Raw genomic sequence first — 18,286 nt, 5'->3', positions numbered from 1 at the left:
CTTACTCAGCAATCAGGTTCCTAAGAAGGCCGTTAAGAACCGGCCTGCCTTGAGAAGTGGCGCGCAAACGGGTTTCGTCAATCTCTATAAGCCCAAGCTGAACTAAGTCTTGTGCCGCATTCTGCGCGAGCTTGCCGCCCAAATTTCTATACCGGACAAGATCTGTGCCCTCACTCAATCGAAGGGACATCATGAGGTATTCAAGAGCCTGCTCAGAAGAGGGCACCAGGTCACGCAGCGTTTCTCCGCTTCCCTTTTTTTCAACGTTCAGGAGCCAGCCAAGCGGACTCAGCTCAGTTTCCGTTGCGAATTTTTGACCATTTAGCGTCAGTCGGCCATGGGCGCCGGGACCAATGCCAATGTAGTCACCGCCACGCCAATAGATCAGGTTGTGCCGCGATTGGGCATCTTCGCGTGCGTGATTAGAGACTTCGTAACTGCCAAGTTCTGCATCAGCAGTGATTTCTTGGGTAAGCAGGTACATATCGGCGGACGTGTCATCATCCGGCAGACCCTTCAGGCCGCCAGCAGCGTGCCGCGCTCCGAACGCTGTGCCATCTTCGATCGTAAGCTGATAAAGCGAAAGGTGGTCAATTGCCATGTTCAGCGCTTCCGTCAGCTCTGCCTTCCAATCCTCAAGCGTTTGATCTTGCCGCGCATAAATCAGGTCGAAAGAGACCCTATCAAACAGGTTTCTTGCTGTGTCAAAGGCAGCTCTTGCATCCTTAACTGAGTGCATGCGCCCCAGTCGACGCAAGTCTGTATCATTCAGCGCCTGAATGCCCATCGATATCCGGTTAACCCCGGCATCACGATACCCGGCAAAGCGTCCAGCCTCGACCGACGTCGGATTGGCTTCTAACGAGATTTCAGGATCATTCACCATTGGCCAGTTTTGGCGGATACGCTCGATAATCGCGTTCACCAGCGACGGATCCATCAATGATGGTGTGCCGCCGCCAAAGAAAACAGTCTCTAACACACGGTTTTTCGTCTCTGCTGCAGCGCGGTCTAGCTCGCTCAGATATGCAGCTTGCCAGCGGGCTTGATCAATATTGGCAGAAACATGGGAGTTGAAATCGCAATACGGGCATTTTGCCTGACAAAACGGCCAATGCAGGTATAGCCCAAAACCACCGGGTGTTTGGGTCATCCCTTAAAGGCCGTAACTTCGATTTCGTACAACATCTCTGGTGTCATTAGATCGGCGATCACCATCGTTGCAGCAGGTCGGATGGTGCCCAAATGTTCACTCAGGACTGGCTTAAGTTCGTCAACCAAAGCACGGTCTGTAACGTAGTGTGTAACGCGCACGATGTCGGCTCGTGCAAACCCGGCATCGTTCAAAACGGAATCGATGGTCACAAAACACTGCCGCGCCTGCGCCGCAATGGTATCCGGCAATGTCATGGTGGTGTAATCAAACCCCGTGACCCCTGCCATAAAGCACCAATTGCCTTGAACAACCGCACGGGAATAGCCCACTTCAGCCTCAAACGGCGACCCGCTGGAGATTAACCGTTTGGTCATGATTTAATACCGCGCCTAGCAAAAATCGCCTGAAGCTTCTTAAACGCGTCTGCACGGTGGCTGATCTGGTTCTTTTCCCAGCGATCCATTTCACCAAACGTTTCCGAATACCCGTTGGGTTGAAAAATTGGATCGTACCCGTGGCCTTGATCACCGCGCATTGGCCAGACGATCTGCCCGGCCATGACACCCGGAAAAACTTCGTCATGACCGTCGGGCCATGCAAGAACGAGTGTGCAATTGAATTGCGCAGTCCGCGGATAGGGGGCATTCGCGGCCTCCAGCTCGGTCCACGCGCGGGTCATTCCGATCACGAAATCGCGTCCCTGCAGGGTTTCCGTCCAATCGGCAGTATAAACGCCGGGCGCGCCACCAAGACCATCGATGGTTAACCCACTGTCATCTGCTAACGCGGGCAAACCGGTGGCGCGGGCTGCGGCGTGTGCTTTGATCCGCGCGTTACCAACAAACGTGGTCTCGGTTTCATCTGGCTCTGGCAGATTATGATCGGCGTTTGATGTGCATTTGATGCCATAGGGCGCCAAGAGGGCCGCAATTTCCTCAAGCTTGCCCGTATTGTGTGTGGCAATCAGAAGTGCGTCCCCCTCGAACTGCCTCATGACGTGGCGATCTTTTGTGCTGTGACCAGATCGGCAACGCCTTGCTCCGCCAGCGCCATCAACTCTGCGAATTGCGTCTTGGAGAATGTTGCGCCCTCGGCTGAGGCTTGGATTTCGATCAAACCGCTGTCGCCGGTCATCACAAAGTTCCCATCCGTTCCGGCCTGGGAATCCTCGGCGTAGTCAAGGTCCAGCACGCTTTGCCCGGCATATACGCCACAGGAAACGGCCGCGACGTGATCCGTAATTGGGTCGGTTACAATGTCGCCGGCCTTCATCAGCTTGTTCACCGCCAGGCGAAGGGCCACCCAACCACCTGTGATCGCTGCACAGCGCGTGCCGCCATCCGCTTGGATAACATCGCAATCAACAGTGATTTGCCGCTCACCCAATGCGTTGCGATCAACACCAGCCCGCAGGGACCGCCCGATCAAGCGTTGAATTTCTTGTGTGCGACCGGATTGTTTGCCCGATGCAGCTTCGCGGCGCATCCGCGTATTGGTCGCGCGGGGCAGCATACCGTATTCAGCCGTCACCCAGCCCAGACCTGTGTTGCGCAAAAAGGGTGGCACGCGCTCTTCTAGTGAGGCCGTGCACAGCACATGGGTATCGCCGACCTTAATAAGACAGCAGCCCTCGGCGTGTTTTGTGAAACCGACTTCGATCTCAATAGGGCGCATTTGGTTCAGTTCGCGGCCGGATGGGCGCATGGGGATATCCTTTCGTGTGCGTTGGCCCCTGTTTGCCGCGCGCACAGCATACGTGCAAGGGAATTGACGGACGGCCGCGCGCTCCTTAGATCAGGTAGGCCATGACAGACAGCGCCCATATCCTAGAGGAAATGAATGACCGCTCCCGCGAAGTATTTCGCCGGGTGGTAGAAGGTTATCTCGACTCAGGCGGGCCCGTGGGATCGCGGACGCTGACGCGGAGCCTTTCGGAAAAGGTCAGCGCGGCAACCATACGCAACGTCATGCAGGACCTCGAGTTTTTGGGCCTGATCGAAGCCCCTCACGTATCCGCGGGCCGTATCCCTACCCAACAGGGCCTGCGCATGTTCGTTGATGGCCTGCTTGAGGTTGGCAATCTTGGGGATGATGACCGGGAAAAGATCGACGCCACGGTCGATAATCCCGAACGTAATGTCAGCGGCCTGTTGGACCGTGTGGGTTCCGCTCTTTCGGGCGTGACCCAAGGTGCCAGCCTCGTTCTTGCGCCGAAACACGAAGCCCCGATCAAGCATATTGAGTTCGTCAGCCTTGCCGCAGACCGCGCGATGGTTGTGCTGGTTTTTGCCGATGGACACGTCGAAAACCGCGTTTTTGAGCCGCCAGCAGGCCAAACACCCAGTTCTATGCGCGAAGCGGCCAACTTTTTGAATGCGCTGATTGAGGGCAAAACTCTAAGTGATGTGCGCGGAATGATGGCGCGCGAGATATCCCAGCGGCGGCAAGAAATTGATGTCCTTGCGCAAGAGCTGGTCGAGAGCGGGATCGCAGTTTGGGACAAGGCTGGTGATCGGGATGAACGCCTGATCGTCAGAGGTCGCGCAAACCTGTTGGGTGAAAGCGCCCCAGAGGATCTGGAACGCATCCGAGTGCTGTTCGACGACCTTGAGCGCAAGCGCGATATCTCCGAATTTCTGGAGCTGGCCGAAGACGGCGAAGGTGTGCGCATTTTTATCGGTTCAGAGAACAAGTTGTTCTCACTTTCGGGTTCCTCTTTGGTCGTTAGTCCTTATATGAACGCTGATCGAAAGATTATCGGCGCCGTTGGCGTGATTGGACCGACCCGGCTGAATTATGGACGGATCGTGCCGATCGTGGACTACACGGCGCAATTGGTTGGAAAGCTGATTTCCGACGCGAACAGACAAAGGTGAGTTATGGCTGAGCCGAGAGAAGAGCCGTTTCTGGATGACCCCGAAGCCGTTGAGGAAGATTTCGACCTCGATGCCGCGATGGCTGAGGGCCCGAAAGAGCCGGGACCAAATGTGGATGCGATCATTGCTGAGCGTGATGATTACAAAGACCGCTTTATGCGCGCCTTGGCCGATGCTGAGAACCTGCGCAAACGGTCTGAGCGCGATCGCCGTGAGGCAGAGCAATATGGCGGCTCCAAGCTCGCGCGCGATATGATGCCCGTCTATGACAACCTCAAGCGGGCGCTTGATGCGGCCGGAGATGAGGTTGGCGGCGTGATCGAAGGCATTCAGCTAACGCTGAAAGAGCTGTCTAATGTGTTTGAAAAGCACGGGATCACGATCCTGAGCCCTGAAATGGGCGAAAAATTCGACCCACAAATGCATCAGGCCATGTTCGAAGCCCCCGTTCCGGGCACTAAAGCCGGTGACATCATTCAGGTAATGGCCGAAGGCTTTATGCTGCACGACCGCCTTTTGCGCCCTGCGCAGGTCGGCGTGTCGTCGACGCCCGCTGGTTAATCGCTAGCGAGCGCTTTCAGTTCGTAGATCAGGTTAAGCGCCTCTTTTGGGGTTAGCTCATCTGGCAAAACATCGCGCAGCCGTCCTTCGGCTGCGCTTTTTGTTTGTGGTGCTGGCGGGGGCACGGGCTTAGCTGCAAAAAGCGGCAGATCGTCGATGAACGCCTTTTGGTTTCCGCCCTCCCGCTCGCCTTTTTCCAGCGCCTCCAGGACCAAACGTGCCCGAGCAACAACACTTTCCGGCAGGCCAGCCAGCTTGGCAACTTGCACACCATAACTGCGATCCGCCGCGCCCAGTCGGACTTCGTGCAGGAAAATAACATCGCCTTCCCATTCCTTAACCGCGACCGTGGCGTTCTCGACGCCCGGCAGTTTAGCGGCAAGTTGGGTCATTTCATGGTAGTGCGTGGCAAATAGCGCGCGACATTGGTTAACGTCATGCAAGTGTTCGAGCGTGGCCCACGCGATGGAAAGCCCATCGTAGGTCGCTGTCCCGCGGCCAATTTCATCCAAAATCACAAGCGCGCGGTCGTCTGCTTGGTTCAGGATTGCGGCTGTCTCGACCATCTCAACCATAAAGGTGGATCGCCCACGCGCCAGATCATCCGATGCGCCCACGCGTGAAAATAGCTGGCTCACCACGCCAATGCGGGCGCTTTCGGCAGGAACAAAGCTGCCGATTTGCGCCATGAGAGCGATCAGAGCGTTTTGCCGAAGATACGTCGATTTACCTGCCATGTTCGGGCCGGTCAGTAACGAAATTGAGGCGGTCTCAGTGGCCGTCAGTTGTGTGTCGTTGCGAACAAACTGGGCGCCTTGGCTTTTGAGTGCGGCCTCTACAACCGGATGACGCCCGCCGATGATCGCAAAATCACGATCACGCGTGATCTCGGGGCGATTCCAGTTTTCGCCTGTGGCCAAGTCAGCCAACGCGGTCGTGACATCCAGCTCTGAAAGCGCGCGAGCGGCTTGGTATACGCCGTCCGAAGCCTCTAAGATCGACTGTCGCAGCGTTTCATAGATGCGTTTTTCCAGCTCAAGCGCGCGAGAGCCCGCGTTAAGGATTTTGGTCTCTAGTTCTGATAGCTCGACCGTTGTGAACCGAACCTGGTTTGCGGTTGTCTGCCGGTGGATGAATGTATCGATGGCATGCATTTTGTCAGCATGGGTTGCAGTAACCTCGATAAAGTAGCCAAGCACGTTGTTGTGCTTGATCTTCAGGCTAGAAATCCCTGTATTAGAGACAAAATCAGCCTGCATGGCGGCAATAACACCGCGCCCCTCATCACGCAGTGACCGGGCCTCATCAAGCTCGGCGTTATAATCAGGGGCGACCATCCCACCGTCGCGCACCAACAAGGGTGGTTCTGCGACTAACGCATCGTCCAACAGATCCAAAAGCCCAGAATGCCCGGTCAGGGCGTCAACGCTTTCCTTAATTAAATCAGGCATAGCTTCGGCTGATAGCGCCTCTGATATGCGTAGTGATTGGTGCAGCCCGTCCCGTACTGCAGCAAGATCGCGTGGCCCGGCACGATCCAGCGAAAGGCGCGATAGGGCGCGGTCCATATCAGGTGTTTTGCGCAGGGCGTCGCGCAGCGTTTGGGTCAGATTGCTATTGCTATTGGCCCAAGTGATCGCATCAAGTCGCGCGTTAATTACATCAATTTGCGTGGATGGTGCAGAAACGCGACGTTCCAATAACCGCCCACCGCCCGCGGTTAGCGTTCGGTCGATACATGCCAAAAGTGATCCGGCGCGCCCACCAGACAAGCTATGCGTGAGTTCAAGGTTGCGCCGCGTCGCGCTATCAATTTGCATCAAGCGTTGGGTGGCTTCTTTGACTGGCGGGCGTAAAAGCGGAAGCTGCCCGCGCTGTGTCAGGTCCAGATAGCTAACCACCGCGCCCATAGCACCCAATTCGGCGCGACTAAAACTTCCATACGCCTCAAGCGTCGCGACGCCAAAAAGCGCGCACAACCGGCTGTCTGCACCGTCACTGTCAAAAGCGGATCGTGCGACTGTGGTAAGGGCAGCACCGGCATCTTCAACCGTTTCGCGGACCTCTTCTTCACGTCCTTCGGCGACAACAATTTCGCGCGGCCCCAGCCGCGCCAACTCTGGCCCCAGCCGAACTGGCGGGCAGGGCGTGACATGAAATGCCCCGGTGGAAATATCGACCCACGCAAGCGCAGAATCGTCTCTAACACTGCAATATGCAGCGAGATAGTTATGACGCCGCGCCTCTAGCAGGCTGTCTTCCGTAAGGGTTCCGGGGGTGACCAGGCGTACAATTCCGCGCTTTACGACGGATTTTGAGCCACGCTTCTTCGCCTCCTCTGGGGTTTCCAACTGCTCGCATACAGCGACGCGGAACCCTTTGCGGATAAGCGTCAAAAAGTAGTTCTCGGCAGAATGCGCGGGCACGCCACACATCGGAATATCCGCGCCTTGGTGTTTGCCGCGCTTTGTCAGCGCAATATCCAGCGCTTCTGCCGCGGCGACGGCATCATCAAAGAACATCTCGTAAAAATCGCCCATCCGATAGAACAGGAGCGCGTCGGGCGCGTCCTCCTTGATCTCCAGATATTGCGCCATCATCGGCGTGACGTTCGACATAGGCGCGCCCCCCAGTTTGAACCCTCGCGCGAACGTATCGGCTTGGTCACAAAGGCGCAATTGGCACCGGCATCAGACCCGGCTAAGACTGGACAAAAGTGGAGGAAAACATGGCTAGCAAAACAAAAGTTACCCGCGAAGAGGCGCTCGCCTATCACCTAGAGCCAACGCCGGGCAAGCTTGAGATTAACGCATCAACACCAATGGCGACGCAGCGCGATCTAAGCTTGGCATATTCGCCGGGCGTTGCTGTCCCTTGTGAGGAAATCGCAGCTAATCCCAGCCTTGCCTACGACTATACGACCAAGGGTAACATGGTTGCCGTGATCTCCAACGGGACGGCGGTTTTGGGTTTGGGCAACCTTGGGGCGTTGGCATCAAAGCCCGTGATGGAAGGCAAATCCGTGCTCTTCAAACGGTTCGCGGATGTGAATTCCATCGATATTGAGCTCGACACCGAAGACGTAGATGACTTTGTTAACGCTGTCCGTCTTATGGGTCCGTCCTTTGGTGGTATTAACCTTGAAGATATTAAGGCGCCGGAATGCTTCATGATTGAGCAGCGCCTTAAAGAAGAGATGGATATTCCCGTCTTTCACGATGATCAGCATGGGACAGCTGTGATCTGTGCCGCTGGCTTGATCAACGCTCTGCGGATTTCTGGCAAGAAAATTGAGGATGTTAAGATCGTCCTTAACGGGGCTGGTGCTGCGGGGATTGCGTGTATCGAATTGCTGAAGGCGATGGGTGCGCAGCATAACAATTGCCTCGTTTGTGACACGAAAGGTGTGATCTATCAGGGCCGCACTGAGGGTATGAACCAGTGGAAATCTGCACACGCAGCAGCCACCGATGCGCGGTCCCTTGAGGATGCGATGAACGGTGCGGATGTTTTCCTTGGCGTGTCGGCCAAAGGCGCGGTGACCCCGGAAATGGTAGCGGCCATGGCCGACAACCCGGTGATTTTCGCGATGGCGAACCCCGATCCAGAGATCACTCCGGAGGAAGCGCACGAAGTTCGGATGGATGCTATCGTCGCCACAGGTCGCAGCGATTATCCTAACCAAGTCAACAACGTACTTGGATTCCCATATCTGTTCCGCGGTGCCTTGGATATTCATGCACGCGCGATCAATGACGATATGAAGATCGCCTGCGCACGTGCTCTGGCCGACTTGGCGCGTGAAGATGTGCCCGATGAGGTGGCTATGGCCTATGGGCGTAAGCTGTCATTCGGACGCGATTATATCATTCCCACACCGTTCGATCCGCGTTTGATTCACGTCATTCCACCTGCTGTTGCGAAGGCTGGTATGGATACAGGCGTCGCGCGGCGGCCGATTGTCGACCTAGAGGGATACACGGAATCTCTGCGTCAGCGGATGGACCCAACCGCCAGCATTCTGCAAGGAATCAACGCGCGCGCCCGGGCTGCGCAGGCCACCATGATCTTTGCCGAGGGTGATGACGTTCGCGTTCTTCGGGCGGCTGTTGCGTATCAGCGTAACGGCTTTGGCAAATCGCGAGTTGTCGGGCGCGAAGATGATGTACGTGCCAAGTTGACCGAAGTTGGTTTGGGCGACGCGGCGCGTGAGCTAGAGATCGTTAACGCGCGCAACACCGAGCATCTTAATACGTATAAAGAATTCCTCTACGCACGATTGCAGCGTAAAGGTTATGATCGGCAGGATGTGCACCGGCTGGTGACCCGCGATCGCCATGTTTTTGCGGCGTTGATGCTGGCGCATGATCATGGTGATGGCTTGGTTACGGGTGCCACGCGAAAATCGGCGCATGTTATGCGGCTGATTCAGCACGTATTCGACGTTGAGAACAACAAGAATGCCGTGGGCATTACCGCGCTGTTGCATCGCGGTCGGATCGTTATGATCGGCGATACCTTGGTTAACGAATGGCCCGACGCCGAAGACTTGGCCACAATCGCAACGGCAGGTGCTCGTGTTGCACGTGGATTTGGTTTGGATCCACGGGTAGCGTTTGCCAGTTTCTCAACCTTTGGTTACCCAGTGTCTGAGCGTGCGGCGAAGATGGGCGATGCTTGCAAAGTCCTGGATGAGCGGCAGGTGGACTTCGAATACGAAGGCGAAATGACTGTCGATGTGGCGCTTAACCCCGACATTATGGCGCAATACCCGTTTCAAAGGTTAACGGGACCGGCAAACGTCTTGGTCGTTCCGGCGCGGCACTCAGCATCAATCTCGGTGAAACTGATGCAAGAAATGGCGGGCGCCACGGTGATCGGTCCGATTTTGACTGGGATTGAACGGCCAATCCAGATTACCTCTGCCGTATCCAAGGTTAACGATGTGTTGAACATGGCGTTGATGGCAGCGTGCAAGGTGGGCGGGTGACCGTTTGGTGCCTTGGCTCGATAAATGCGGACCATTTCTATACGGTTCCGCATTTAGTCGAGCCGGGGGAAACCTTGATGGCCCAAAACCATTCTAAGGGATTGGGCGGCAAGGGGGCGAACCAATCTGTTGCCGCTGCTCGTGCTGGCGCCGATGTTTGTCACATCGGCGCCGTCGGCCCAGATGGCGATTGGGCTGTCGAAGCGTTAGCTGAATTTGGCGTCGATGTTTCACGTATTTCCCGCGTCGATGCACCGACTGCGCATGCGATTATCCAAGTCGATGCTGCCGGAGAGAATGCGATCCTCGTATACCCGGGTGCCAATATGATGATCCCGGATCCGGACTTTGCTGACGCGCAGCGGGGCGACACACTTTTGCTTCAGAATGAAACAAATGGAACTGTAGAAGCCGCCCGTAAGGCGAAGGCTAAAGGGTTGCGTGTGGTTTATTCTGCTGCTCCGTTTGATGCTAAATCAGTGCAAGAAATCCTACCGTTCGTTGACTTGTTACTAGTGAATGCGCTGGAAAATGCTTCATTAGAGACTGAATTGGGCAATATTGAAACCGACCGAGTTGTGACCCGCGGTGCAAAGGGCGCAGAGTGGATCGGTATCGCGCACCTGCCTGCCCATCCAGTGACGGCCATCGACACAACGGGCGCGGGCGATTGTTTTGCGGGTACTTTGGTTGCCGCGTTGGATGGCGGTGCCTCCAAAGAGGGCGCTTTGCGCAGGGCGATAGTTGCGTCGGCTTTGCAAGTCACGAAAAAGGGCACCGCAGATGCGATGCCCTCAAAGGAAGATGTAGATCGAGTGATCGGGCTTTAGCTGGTCATTCCATCCCAGAACTTCTTGACCTTGTTGAAGAATGTCGCGCCTTGCGGGTTGTTTTCTTCGGACATGGTCGCGAATTCCTTCAACAATTCGCGCTGACGGCTTGTTAGGTTCACGGGCGTCTCGACTGCCAGTTCAATGTACATGTCACCGGCACCACCGCCACGCAGGGCGGGCATACCTTTGGCACGGAGGCGCATTTGTTTGCCCGATTGCGAACCTTCGGGCACCTTTACGCGCGACCGGCCACCGTCGATTGTCGGTACTTCAACTTCGCCACCTATGGCTGCAGTCGCCATAGAAACCGGCACACGGCAGAAAAGATCGGTGTTATCACGTTGGAAGATCGGGTGATCCTGAACCTCAATAAAGATATAGAGATCGCCCGCAGGACCGCCGCGCAAACCGGCTTCGCCTTCGCCACTTAGGCGAATGCGCGTTCCGGTTTCGACGCCCGCAGGAATGTTGACCGACAGTTGCCGCTCTTTTTCCTTACGTCCGGCACCGCCACAGGATTTGCAGGGGTTCTTGATGATTTGACCCGCGCCGGAACAGGTGGGGCAGGTACGTTCAACTGTGAAAAATCCTTGCTGCGCGCGGACTTTGCCCATGCCAGAGCATGTTGGACAGTTCGCAGGCTCAGATCCGCCTTCGGACCCACTCCCGCTACACGTATCACAGCTGATTGAGGTCGGAACGGTGATGCTTTGTTGCAATCCGGCGAAGGCATCTTCGAGTGTGATGCGCAGGTTATAACGCAGATCAGAACCGCGCGTGGCGCGTTGGCGCCCACCGCGACCCTGTTGGCCGCCCATAAAGTCGCCGAACAAGTCTTCGAAGACGTCGGAAAAAGCAGAGGCGAAGTCGCCTTGCCCGCCGCCGCCACCGCCACGTGGGCCGCCGCCCATGCCACCGTCGAATGCAGCGTGACCAAAACGGTCGTACGCAGCCTTCTTCTCGGCGTCTTTCAGAACATCGTAGGCTTCATTGGCCTCTTTGAACTGAGATTCAGCGTTTGGATTGTCAGAGTTGCGGTCTGGGTGCAGTTCTTTGGCTTTGCGCCGAAATGCCTTTTTAATCTCATCAGGGTCAGCGCCCTTTGAGATGCCCAAAACTTCGTAATAGTCACGTTTTGCCATATATTAGTGTCCTCTCAGAGACACGCAGGGGCTCGGCCCGATGGACGAGCCGAGCCCCAATGTGCGAAGGCCTTTAGGCCCGTTTGTCGTCGTCGAGGTCCTCGAAATCAGCGTCGAGGATTTCTTCATCCGGGCCACCATCCGCATCTGCGGGGGATTGCTCGGCCTCGCCGCCTTCGGCATCGGCTTGCGCCTTGTAGATCGCTTCACCCAGTTTCATGGCGGCTTCCGTTACGTTTTGGATGCCTCCTTTGATCTTGGATGCGGCGGCTTTCTCGTCATCGAGGTCGTCGCGCAGAGCGGCAACTGCCAATTCGATCGCTTCCACAGTTGTGGGGTCGACCTTATCGGAATGCTCTTCGATGGACTTCTCGGTGGAGTGGATCAGGCTTTCGGCTTGGTTCCGGGCTTCCACCAGCTCGCGGCGATCTTTGTCTGCTTCGGCGTTTGCCTCGGCGTCTTTCACCATTTGCTCGATGTCCTCGTCCGACAGGCCGCCAGAAGCTTGGATCGTGATCTTCTGCTCTTTGCCAGTGCCTTTGTCCTTGGCGGACACGGAGACGATGCCGTTAGCGTCGATGTCAAATGTGACTTCGATCTGCGGCAGGCCGCGTGGCGCGGGTGGGATGTCTTCGAGATTGAACTGACCGAGGATTTTGTTGTCCGCAGCCATCTCACGTTCCCCTTGGAAACAACGGATGGTCACGGCGTTCTGATTGTCCTCAGCGGTCGAGAAAACCTGCGATTTCTTGGTTGGGATCGTCGTATTGCGATCGATCAGACGGGTGAACACGCCACCCAGCGTTTCGATGCCCAGCGAAAGCGGCGTCACGTCCAGCAGAACCACGTCTTTGACGTCGCCTTGCAGAACACCGGCCTGAATGGCGGCGCCCATTGCAACAACTTCATCAGGGTTCACACCCTTGTGCGGCTCTTTGCCGAAGAACTTGGACACTTCTTCGATGACTTTGGGCATACGGGTCATCCCGCCGACCAAAACCACTTCGTCGATCTCATCCTTAGAGATACCGGCGTCTTTCAACGCGGCGGCGCAAGGCTTCATCGATGCTTTGATCAGATCACCGACCAAGCTTTCCAGCTTGGCGCGGGTCAGTTTCATCACAAGGTGCAGCGGCTGGCCGTTGGCACCCATCGAGATGAAGGGCTGGTTGATCTCGGTTTGGTTGGCGCTGGACAGCTCAATCTTGGCCTTTTCAGCAGCTTCCTTAAGACGCTGCAGAGCCATCTTGTCCTGTGTCAGGTCAACTTGGTTTTCTTTTTTGAACGCATCCGCGAGGTAGTTCACGATACGCATGTCAAAGTCTTCACCGCCGAGGAATGTGTCCCCGTTGGTGGATTTCACTTCGAACAGGCCATCGTCGATTTCGAGGATGGTCACGTCGAACGTACCGCCGCCAAGGTCATAGACCGCGATGGTGCGTGTTTCTTTTTTGTCGAGACCATAGGCCAGCGCGGCTGCTGTCGGCTCGTTGATGATGCGCAGCACTTCGAGGCCAGCGATCTTGCCGGCGTCTTTGGTCGCCTGACGCTGTGCGTCGTTGAAGTACGCGGGCACGGTGATAACTGCCTGTGTCACTTCTTCGCCAAGGTAGCTCTCGGCGGTTTCCTTCATCTTTTGCAGGATGAGGGCAGACACTTGCGACGGGGAGAATTTCTCACCGCGAATTTCAACCCATGCATCACCATTGCCGCCGTTTACGACAGCAAAGGGCATGTTCTTTTTGTCTTTTGCCAGATGTTCGTCATCGACGCGGCGGCCGATCAGACGCTTCACACCAAAGACGGTGTTTTCTGGGTTCGTCACGGCCTGGCGCTTGGCGGGCTGGCCGACAAGGCGTTCACTTTCGGTGAAGCCGACGATGGAGGGTGTAGTACGGGCCCCTTCCGCGTTCTCAATAACGCGAGGCTGGGAGCCGTCCATGATTGCGACGCAGGAGTTCGTGGTCCCGAGGTCGATACCAATGACTTTTGCCATAGGACAATTCCTTCTTACTTAGGCGATACAATTCGGAGCAGGTCTGTTAGCAGCCCCTTCCCCATGATCCCGAACGCGAAACGGGGTCACGAAAATGTGGCTCATCCCGCGCTTCGCAGGGTATATAAGGACGTGCGGGGCCTGCCGCAAGCGCCCGAGACGATCAGAATGATCGAGTGACACTTAAAATTGCATGGAATTTGAGTCATTTCACACCATGTACAGTTTATGAGTGTTTTGGTTCGCCCAACATATAGCCCAACGGTCAGCGTGCGCGGCATTGATGTGTATGAGCATTTTCTGCTTGGCCCGTCTCAAATGGCGCTTTTGGATGACATTCGGCACATAACGCGCAGCGCGCCGTTGTTCCGGCCCAAGACGCGGGCGGGCAAAGAAATGTCCGTAAGAATGACGTCAGCGGGTAAATTTGGCTGGTATTCGGATCAAAAAGGCTACCGCTACGTGCGGCGCCATCCGTTGGGTTCGCCTTGGCCGGAAATTCCTGCGTCCGTTATGCAAATCTGGGATGAGGTCTCGGGGTCTTCGCGTCGGCCTGAGTGCTGTTTGGTGAATTTTTATGATGGTGATGCGCGGATGGGTTTGCATCAAGATCGCGATGAAGCGGACTTGAATGAGCCTGTTGTGTCGATCTCATTGGGGGATGATGCCTTGTTCCGCGTGGGGAATACGACGCGGGGCGGATCCACCGAAAGCATTTGGCTGCATTCCGGTGATGTATGCGTGATGTCTGGTGACGCGCGTTTGGCGTATCACGGCATTGACCGGGTCGCGCCACACACCTCAACACTGTTGCCGAGGGGCGGACGCATTAACCTGACCTTACGGGTCGTTACTTAGCGCGCAGCAGACCAGCTCACGGAGACATGACGCCGTGTGAAAAAGTCGCCCATTAACCCAAGCAAAACAAAGCCTAGCGTGAAGTAGAGCGGGTACTGCCAGTTGGTGAAGTGCGGTTCATAGTTAATGAACGTATACCCGCGGGCCTGATCGATGGCGTGGAAAAGTGGATTCCAGCTAAACCAACTGATCATGAAGCCTGGCAGGGTGTTTGCGACAAACATCTGCCCAGATGCGATCATATTGAGCCGGGCATAAACAGTGTTCAGGATCATCACGAAATTGGGCGCCCACGGTTTTGCCGCCAGAAGGCACATGCCAATTGCGACGCCAGACCCCCAAGCCAGCATGAACATGAGCCACGCGCTGATCGGGTCGTAGATGTCGAGCGGATTGAACAATGTGTGAATGCCAAACATCACGACCGCCATTGAGAGCATCTGTAGGTAAAGCGACGAGAGCGCGGCCGAGCAAATCGAGATGATCGTGTTCATCGGCGCATGCTTCATCATTGGGGCGGCGGGTCCCTCTGAGCTGAGGATCGCGCCCATCGCTTTGGTGTGGGTCAGGAACAGAAAGATCCCTGTCATTAGGTATAGAAGGAAATCCCCCCGGATCGCATTGCCAGTCATGCCCAAAACAGTGAACATCAAGTAGAAGGCGACCAAAAAGATGATGGTTTGCAAAATCTCAATGCCGAGGCCGATGAGTGCGTTGCCATGTGAGCTACGCACCTTTGCGACGGTTGCATGGTAAACCAACTCCAGAATCTGGAGCGCCACGGCAGGTGATGAGGTCTTGCGAGAGTGCGTGAACATGGGCGCCTTGCGTCCGTTTGCGGTTTGGCTTGGGTGGTAGCCTACGCTAAACACCGTCAAGATTGAATGAACGTCCGCAGAAGCGGTTTGAAGAAAGGCTTAAAGATGGATTTTGACCAAATGATGGTCGCTATGAGGAAACTCGCGCTGCAAGCTGGTGCCGTCATTATGGACGTGTACGAATCAGATACCTTTGAAGTGAAAACAAAATCTGACGAAAGTCCGGTGACCGAAGCCGATGAAAAGGCCGATGCGCTGATCTCCGCCGGTCTGCGCGCCGCGTTCCCTGATGTGCCGCTTGTGACCGAGGAACAGGATGAGACTCACTCAGAAATGGGTGACACTTTCCTGATCGTTGACCCGCTTGATGGGACGAAAGAGTTCGTGCATCGGCGGGGGGATTTTACGGTTAACATCGCATACGTGGAAAAGGGTGTTCCATTGCGTGGGGTCGTTTATGCGCCTGCGCGTGGGCGGCTGTTCTATACGGATGGCAGTGGTCAGACGGTTGAGGAAACGGGGCCATTCGATCTTGATGTTCCGGGTGCCCTGACACCGCTTAGCGTCTCTAACTCGGACAATTCGGCGTTGTTTGTGGTCGCGTCGAAGTCGCACCGGGATCAGGCGCTTGAGGATTACATCGCGAAGTACGAAGTCGCTGACAGCAAGAGTGCGGGATCATCGCTCAAGTTCTGTCTGATCGCGAGCGGTGAGGCGGATATTTATCCGCGCCTTGGCCGCACGATGGAGTGGGACACCGCCGCAGGTCACGCCGTTCTTGCGGGGGCTGGAGGCAAGGTTGTGCGTTTCGATGATCACACGCCACTTCGGTATGGTAAGGCTGCGTTTGAGAATCCGCACTTCATTGCGTACGCACCGACCGTCAAGCTGAAACCCGCCTCATAATCGTGTCATTCAAAGCGAACTCTTTCTATTGTCGCTACGTTGTCATAGTTTCGCCCTATGGCCTTATTAGCCAATAGAAAATTTATGCTGTGTTTTAGCTTTGTAATTAGGTGTCATAATGAAACGGAAAGTCACTAAGGCCATTTTCCCCGTTGCGGGTTTGGGGACGCGCTTTTTGCCGGCGACAAAGTCAGTCCCTAAGGAAATTATGACCTTGGTGGACAGACCGCTCATCCAATACGCGATTGACGAAGCTCGCGCGGCGGGGATCAAGGAGTTCATCTTTGTAACGTCTCGCGGCAAAGGTGCGCTTGAGGATTACTTTGACCACTCTCCGGAGCTGGAAGCGAACCTGCGTAAAAAGGGCAAGGATGCTCTTCTGAAAGAGCTGAAAAAGACCAACATGGATAGTGGGGCTATTGCCTACATTCGTCAGCACAAAGCGCTGGGCCTTGGGCACGCAGTCTGGTGCGCACGGCGGCTTGTTGGGGATGAACCTTTTGCGGTGATACTGCCGGACGATGTCATTGCAGCTGAAAAACCCTGTTTGCAACAAATGGTTGAGGCTTACGCAGAGACCGGGGGCAACATGGTTGCCGCCATGGAGGTTCCGGCGGCAAAGACGTCTTCCTATGGTGTTTTGGATGTTAAAGAAGACATGGGCACCCACGTTTCGGTAAACGGAATGGTGGAAAAGCCCCCCGCTGGGACAGCGCCTTCCAACCTTGCGGTCATAGGGCGCTACATCCTGAGCCCAAAGATCATGAAGAACCTAAATCAGATGAAATCCGGCGTTGGGGGTGAGATTCAGCTCACGGATGCGATTGCCCAAGAGATTAAGGGTGAGCAAAACGTTTTCGGCTACCGCTTTACGGGCCAACGGTACGATTGTGGTTCAAAAGCGGGATTTTTGCAGGCGACCGTAGCGTTTGGCCTTGCGCGTGAAGATCTACAGGACGAACTGGCCGAGTTCCTCCAGGCATCACTATCCATGCGCCGGGCTGCTCAGTAGTCCCTTGATGGCGTTAAATTAGCCTTAATAGTCCGAAGCTTAGATTAAGCTGCTTGGCTCGCTTCGGGTTCTGTCAGCAGAGTGTACAGGACACTTGGATCACCGTTTGAGCGGAGCTTCGCACAAAGCGACGGGTTCCGCAGAGAGCGGGACACGAGCGCCAGAGCCTTGAGATGCTCAACACCTGATGCTTCAGGCGCGAACAGGCCGAAAACGATATCCACGGGTTTGCGGTCAACAGCATCGAAATCGATAGGCTGTTCAAGGCGCAAAAACACCCCAACAACGCGATCAAGCTCAGGTAAACGCGCGTGCGGCAGCGCAACGCCACCGCCCACACCCGTCGGGCCGAGCGACTCCCGCTCGATCAAGTGGGAGAGAGCTGCATCCGCGCACACGCCGTGGGCCGCTTTCGCGGCTTCGGCTAGCGTTTGTAACAAACGTTTTTTACTGCTGACTTTCCCAACCGCCTGAACGGCGTTGGGCGACAGGATATCTGCCAGTTGCATTGGACGTTCTCTCCCACCCGAGGCGAACCTCGAAGTTGTTAGCTCTCGGACTTAGGATCAACCCAGCCCACATTGCCGTCTTCACGGCGGTACACGACATTAATCGAGCCGTGCTTTTCATTGTGGAACACTAGAACAGGCGCTCCCGCAAGTTCCATTTGCATCACGGCCTCACCGACCGACAACGAAGGGATCTTGGTTTCCATCTCTGCAACGATCAGAGGCGTCAGCGTTTCAGGCTCATCCTCATCGTTGGTCTCTTGGCTAGCGAGGATATACGACGCGGCACCCGAGAGTTCAACCGGCTGGGCCCGTTCGCGGTGATGGTCCTTGAGGCGGCGCTTATAGCGGCGCAACTGCTTCTCCATTTTTTCGCCACAGCTATCAAATGCGGCATAGATTTCAGTTGCATGCGCCTTTGCCTGTGCGGTCAACCCGGTGGAGAGATGTACGGTCGATTCACAGACGTATTCATGCGCATTTCGGGAAAAGACAACGAGGGCATCGGTAGGTCGTTCCGCATATTTTTGGACGATTCCTCCCAGCTCTTGCTCCACGTGCGTTTGAAGCGCAGTGCCGATGTCGATTTGTTTTCCGCTGATTTGATAACGCATGAAACCTCCCAGAAA

The 18,286-nt window shown here is 55.7% G+C and carries 17 protein-coding genes; 7 read left to right on the top strand and 10 right to left on the bottom strand.

From position 1 onward, the window contains the following. Position 1: 1 nt before the first annotated feature. From hemW to rph, 4 genes are read right to left on the bottom strand one after another with little or no spacing between them, the layout of a single operon-like run. Entirely contained in the window at positions 2-1,153 is a 1,152-nt protein-coding gene (hemW, locus tag PM04_RS12505; RefSeq protein ID WP_038007340.1) for a radical SAM family heme chaperone HemW, read from the bottom strand. After that, positions 1,150-1,530, bottom strand: a complete 381-nt coding sequence (locus tag PM04_RS12500; protein WP_038007337.1) for a RidA family protein — start codon at positions 1,528-1,530, stop codon at positions 1,150-1,152. The genes hemW and PM04_RS12500 overlap by 4 nt, the downstream gene beginning before the upstream one ends. Continuing rightward, positions 1,527-2,150 carry an RdgB/HAM1 family non-canonical purine NTP pyrophosphatase gene (gene rdgB, locus PM04_RS12495; RefSeq protein WP_038007335.1) on the bottom strand — a complete coding sequence of 208 codons (624 nt, stop codon included), beginning with the start codon at positions 2,148-2,150 and terminating at the stop codon, positions 1,527-1,529. Before rdgB ends, PM04_RS12500 begins: the two co-directional genes overlap by 4 nt. Beyond that, positions 2,147-2,860, bottom strand: coding sequence for a ribonuclease PH (gene rph, locus PM04_RS12490; protein ID WP_038007332.1), 714 nt, complete (start codon positions 2,858-2,860; stop codon positions 2,147-2,149). The genes rdgB and rph overlap by 4 nt, the downstream gene beginning before the upstream one ends. Positions 2,861-2,961: 101 nt before the next feature. Here rph and hrcA point away from each other — a divergent pair, with 101 nt between their 5' ends. Beyond that, complete coding sequence (hrcA, locus tag PM04_RS12485) at positions 2,962-4,032, top strand: heat-inducible transcriptional repressor HrcA (protein WP_038007330.1); 1,071 nt, start codon at positions 2,962-2,964, stop codon at positions 4,030-4,032. A 3-nt stretch (positions 4,033-4,035) separates the two neighbouring features. After that, on the top strand, positions 4,036-4,593 hold the full coding sequence (locus PM04_RS12480; RefSeq protein WP_038007328.1) for a nucleotide exchange factor GrpE: 558 nt from the start codon (positions 4,036-4,038) through the stop codon (positions 4,591-4,593). Here the strand turns inward: PM04_RS12480 and mutS are convergent. Further along, positions 4,590-7,211 carry a DNA mismatch repair protein MutS gene (mutS, locus tag PM04_RS12475; protein ID WP_038007326.1) on the bottom strand — a complete coding sequence of 874 codons (2,622 nt, stop codon included), beginning with the start codon at positions 7,209-7,211 and terminating at the stop codon, positions 4,590-4,592. The two genes, PM04_RS12480 and mutS, sit on opposite strands and share 4 nt — an antisense overlap. Positions 7,212-7,321: 110 nt before the next feature. Between mutS and PM04_RS12470 the strand changes: the two genes are divergently transcribed. Both PM04_RS12470 and PM04_RS12465 read left to right on the top strand, forming a co-directional pair. Next, positions 7,322-9,583: an NADP-dependent malic enzyme gene (locus PM04_RS12470; protein ID WP_038007323.1), complete on the top strand. Its 2,262-nt coding sequence runs from the start codon at positions 7,322-7,324 to the stop codon at positions 9,581-9,583. After that, positions 9,580-10,413, top strand: a complete 834-nt coding sequence (locus PM04_RS12465) for a ribokinase (protein ID WP_038007647.1) — start codon at positions 9,580-9,582, stop codon at positions 10,411-10,413. Before PM04_RS12470 ends, PM04_RS12465 begins: the two co-directional genes overlap by 4 nt. Here the strand turns inward: PM04_RS12465 and dnaJ are convergent. Both dnaJ and dnaK read right to left on the bottom strand, forming a co-directional pair. Beyond that, the gene (gene dnaJ, locus PM04_RS12460) at positions 10,410-11,558 is read right to left on the bottom strand and encodes a molecular chaperone DnaJ (protein WP_038007321.1); all 1,149 of its coding nucleotides are present in this window, start codon (positions 11,556-11,558) and stop codon (positions 10,410-10,412) included. The genes PM04_RS12465 and dnaJ overlap by 4 nt on opposite strands. Before the next feature lie 73 nt (positions 11,559-11,631). Further along, positions 11,632-13,554: a molecular chaperone DnaK gene (gene dnaK, locus PM04_RS12455; protein ID WP_038007319.1), complete on the bottom strand. Its 1,923-nt coding sequence runs from the start codon at positions 13,552-13,554 to the stop codon at positions 11,632-11,634. Positions 13,555-13,782: 228 nt separating this feature from the next. On the opposite strand from dnaK, the gene PM04_RS12450 reads away from it, so the two are divergent. Then, on the top strand, positions 13,783-14,412 hold the full coding sequence (locus PM04_RS12450; RefSeq protein WP_038007317.1) for an alpha-ketoglutarate-dependent dioxygenase AlkB: 630 nt from the start codon (positions 13,783-13,785) through the stop codon (positions 14,410-14,412). On the opposite strand, the gene PM04_RS12445 is transcribed toward PM04_RS12450, so the two are convergent. Next, the gene (locus tag PM04_RS12445; protein WP_038007314.1) at positions 14,409-15,230 is read right to left on the bottom strand and encodes an ABC transporter permease; all 822 of its coding nucleotides are present in this window, start codon (positions 15,228-15,230) and stop codon (positions 14,409-14,411) included. The genes PM04_RS12450 and PM04_RS12445 overlap by 4 nt on opposite strands. 105 nt (positions 15,231-15,335) lie before the next feature. On the opposite strand from PM04_RS12445, the gene cysQ reads away from it, so the two are divergent. Both cysQ and galU read left to right on the top strand, forming a co-directional pair. Next, positions 15,336-16,136 (top strand): 3'(2'),5'-bisphosphate nucleotidase CysQ, encoded by an 801-nt coding sequence (gene cysQ / locus PM04_RS12440; RefSeq protein ID WP_038007313.1) that lies wholly within the window; start codon positions 15,336-15,338, stop codon positions 16,134-16,136. A 118-nt stretch (positions 16,137-16,254) separates the two neighbouring features. Further along, on the top strand, positions 16,255-17,148 hold the full coding sequence (gene galU, locus PM04_RS12435; RefSeq protein WP_038007311.1) for a UTP--glucose-1-phosphate uridylyltransferase GalU: 894 nt from the start codon (positions 16,255-16,257) through the stop codon (positions 17,146-17,148). A 44-nt stretch (positions 17,149-17,192) separates the two neighbouring features. On the opposite strand, the gene PM04_RS12430 is transcribed toward galU, so the two are convergent. Next, positions 17,193-17,657 (bottom strand): PTS sugar transporter subunit IIA, encoded by a 465-nt coding sequence (locus tag PM04_RS12430; RefSeq protein ID WP_038007309.1) that lies wholly within the window; start codon positions 17,655-17,657, stop codon positions 17,193-17,195. Positions 17,658-17,695: 38 nt separating this feature from the next. Then, a complete protein-coding gene (gene hpf / locus PM04_RS12425; protein WP_038007307.1) occupies positions 17,696-18,271 on the bottom strand; it encodes a ribosome hibernation-promoting factor, HPF/YfiA family in 576 nt (191 codons plus the stop codon). Positions 18,272-18,286: the final 15 nt, after the last annotated feature.

This window comes from Thalassobacter sp. 16PALIMAR09 (genome assembly GCF_000765485.1).
In the GTDB taxonomy this organism is placed as follows: domain Bacteria; phylum Pseudomonadota; class Alphaproteobacteria; order Rhodobacterales; family Rhodobacteraceae; genus Thalassobacter; species Thalassobacter stenotrophicus.
The sequence above is the reverse complement of the archived record's forward strand: the minus strand, read 5'-3'. Positions and strand labels throughout refer to the sequence as shown.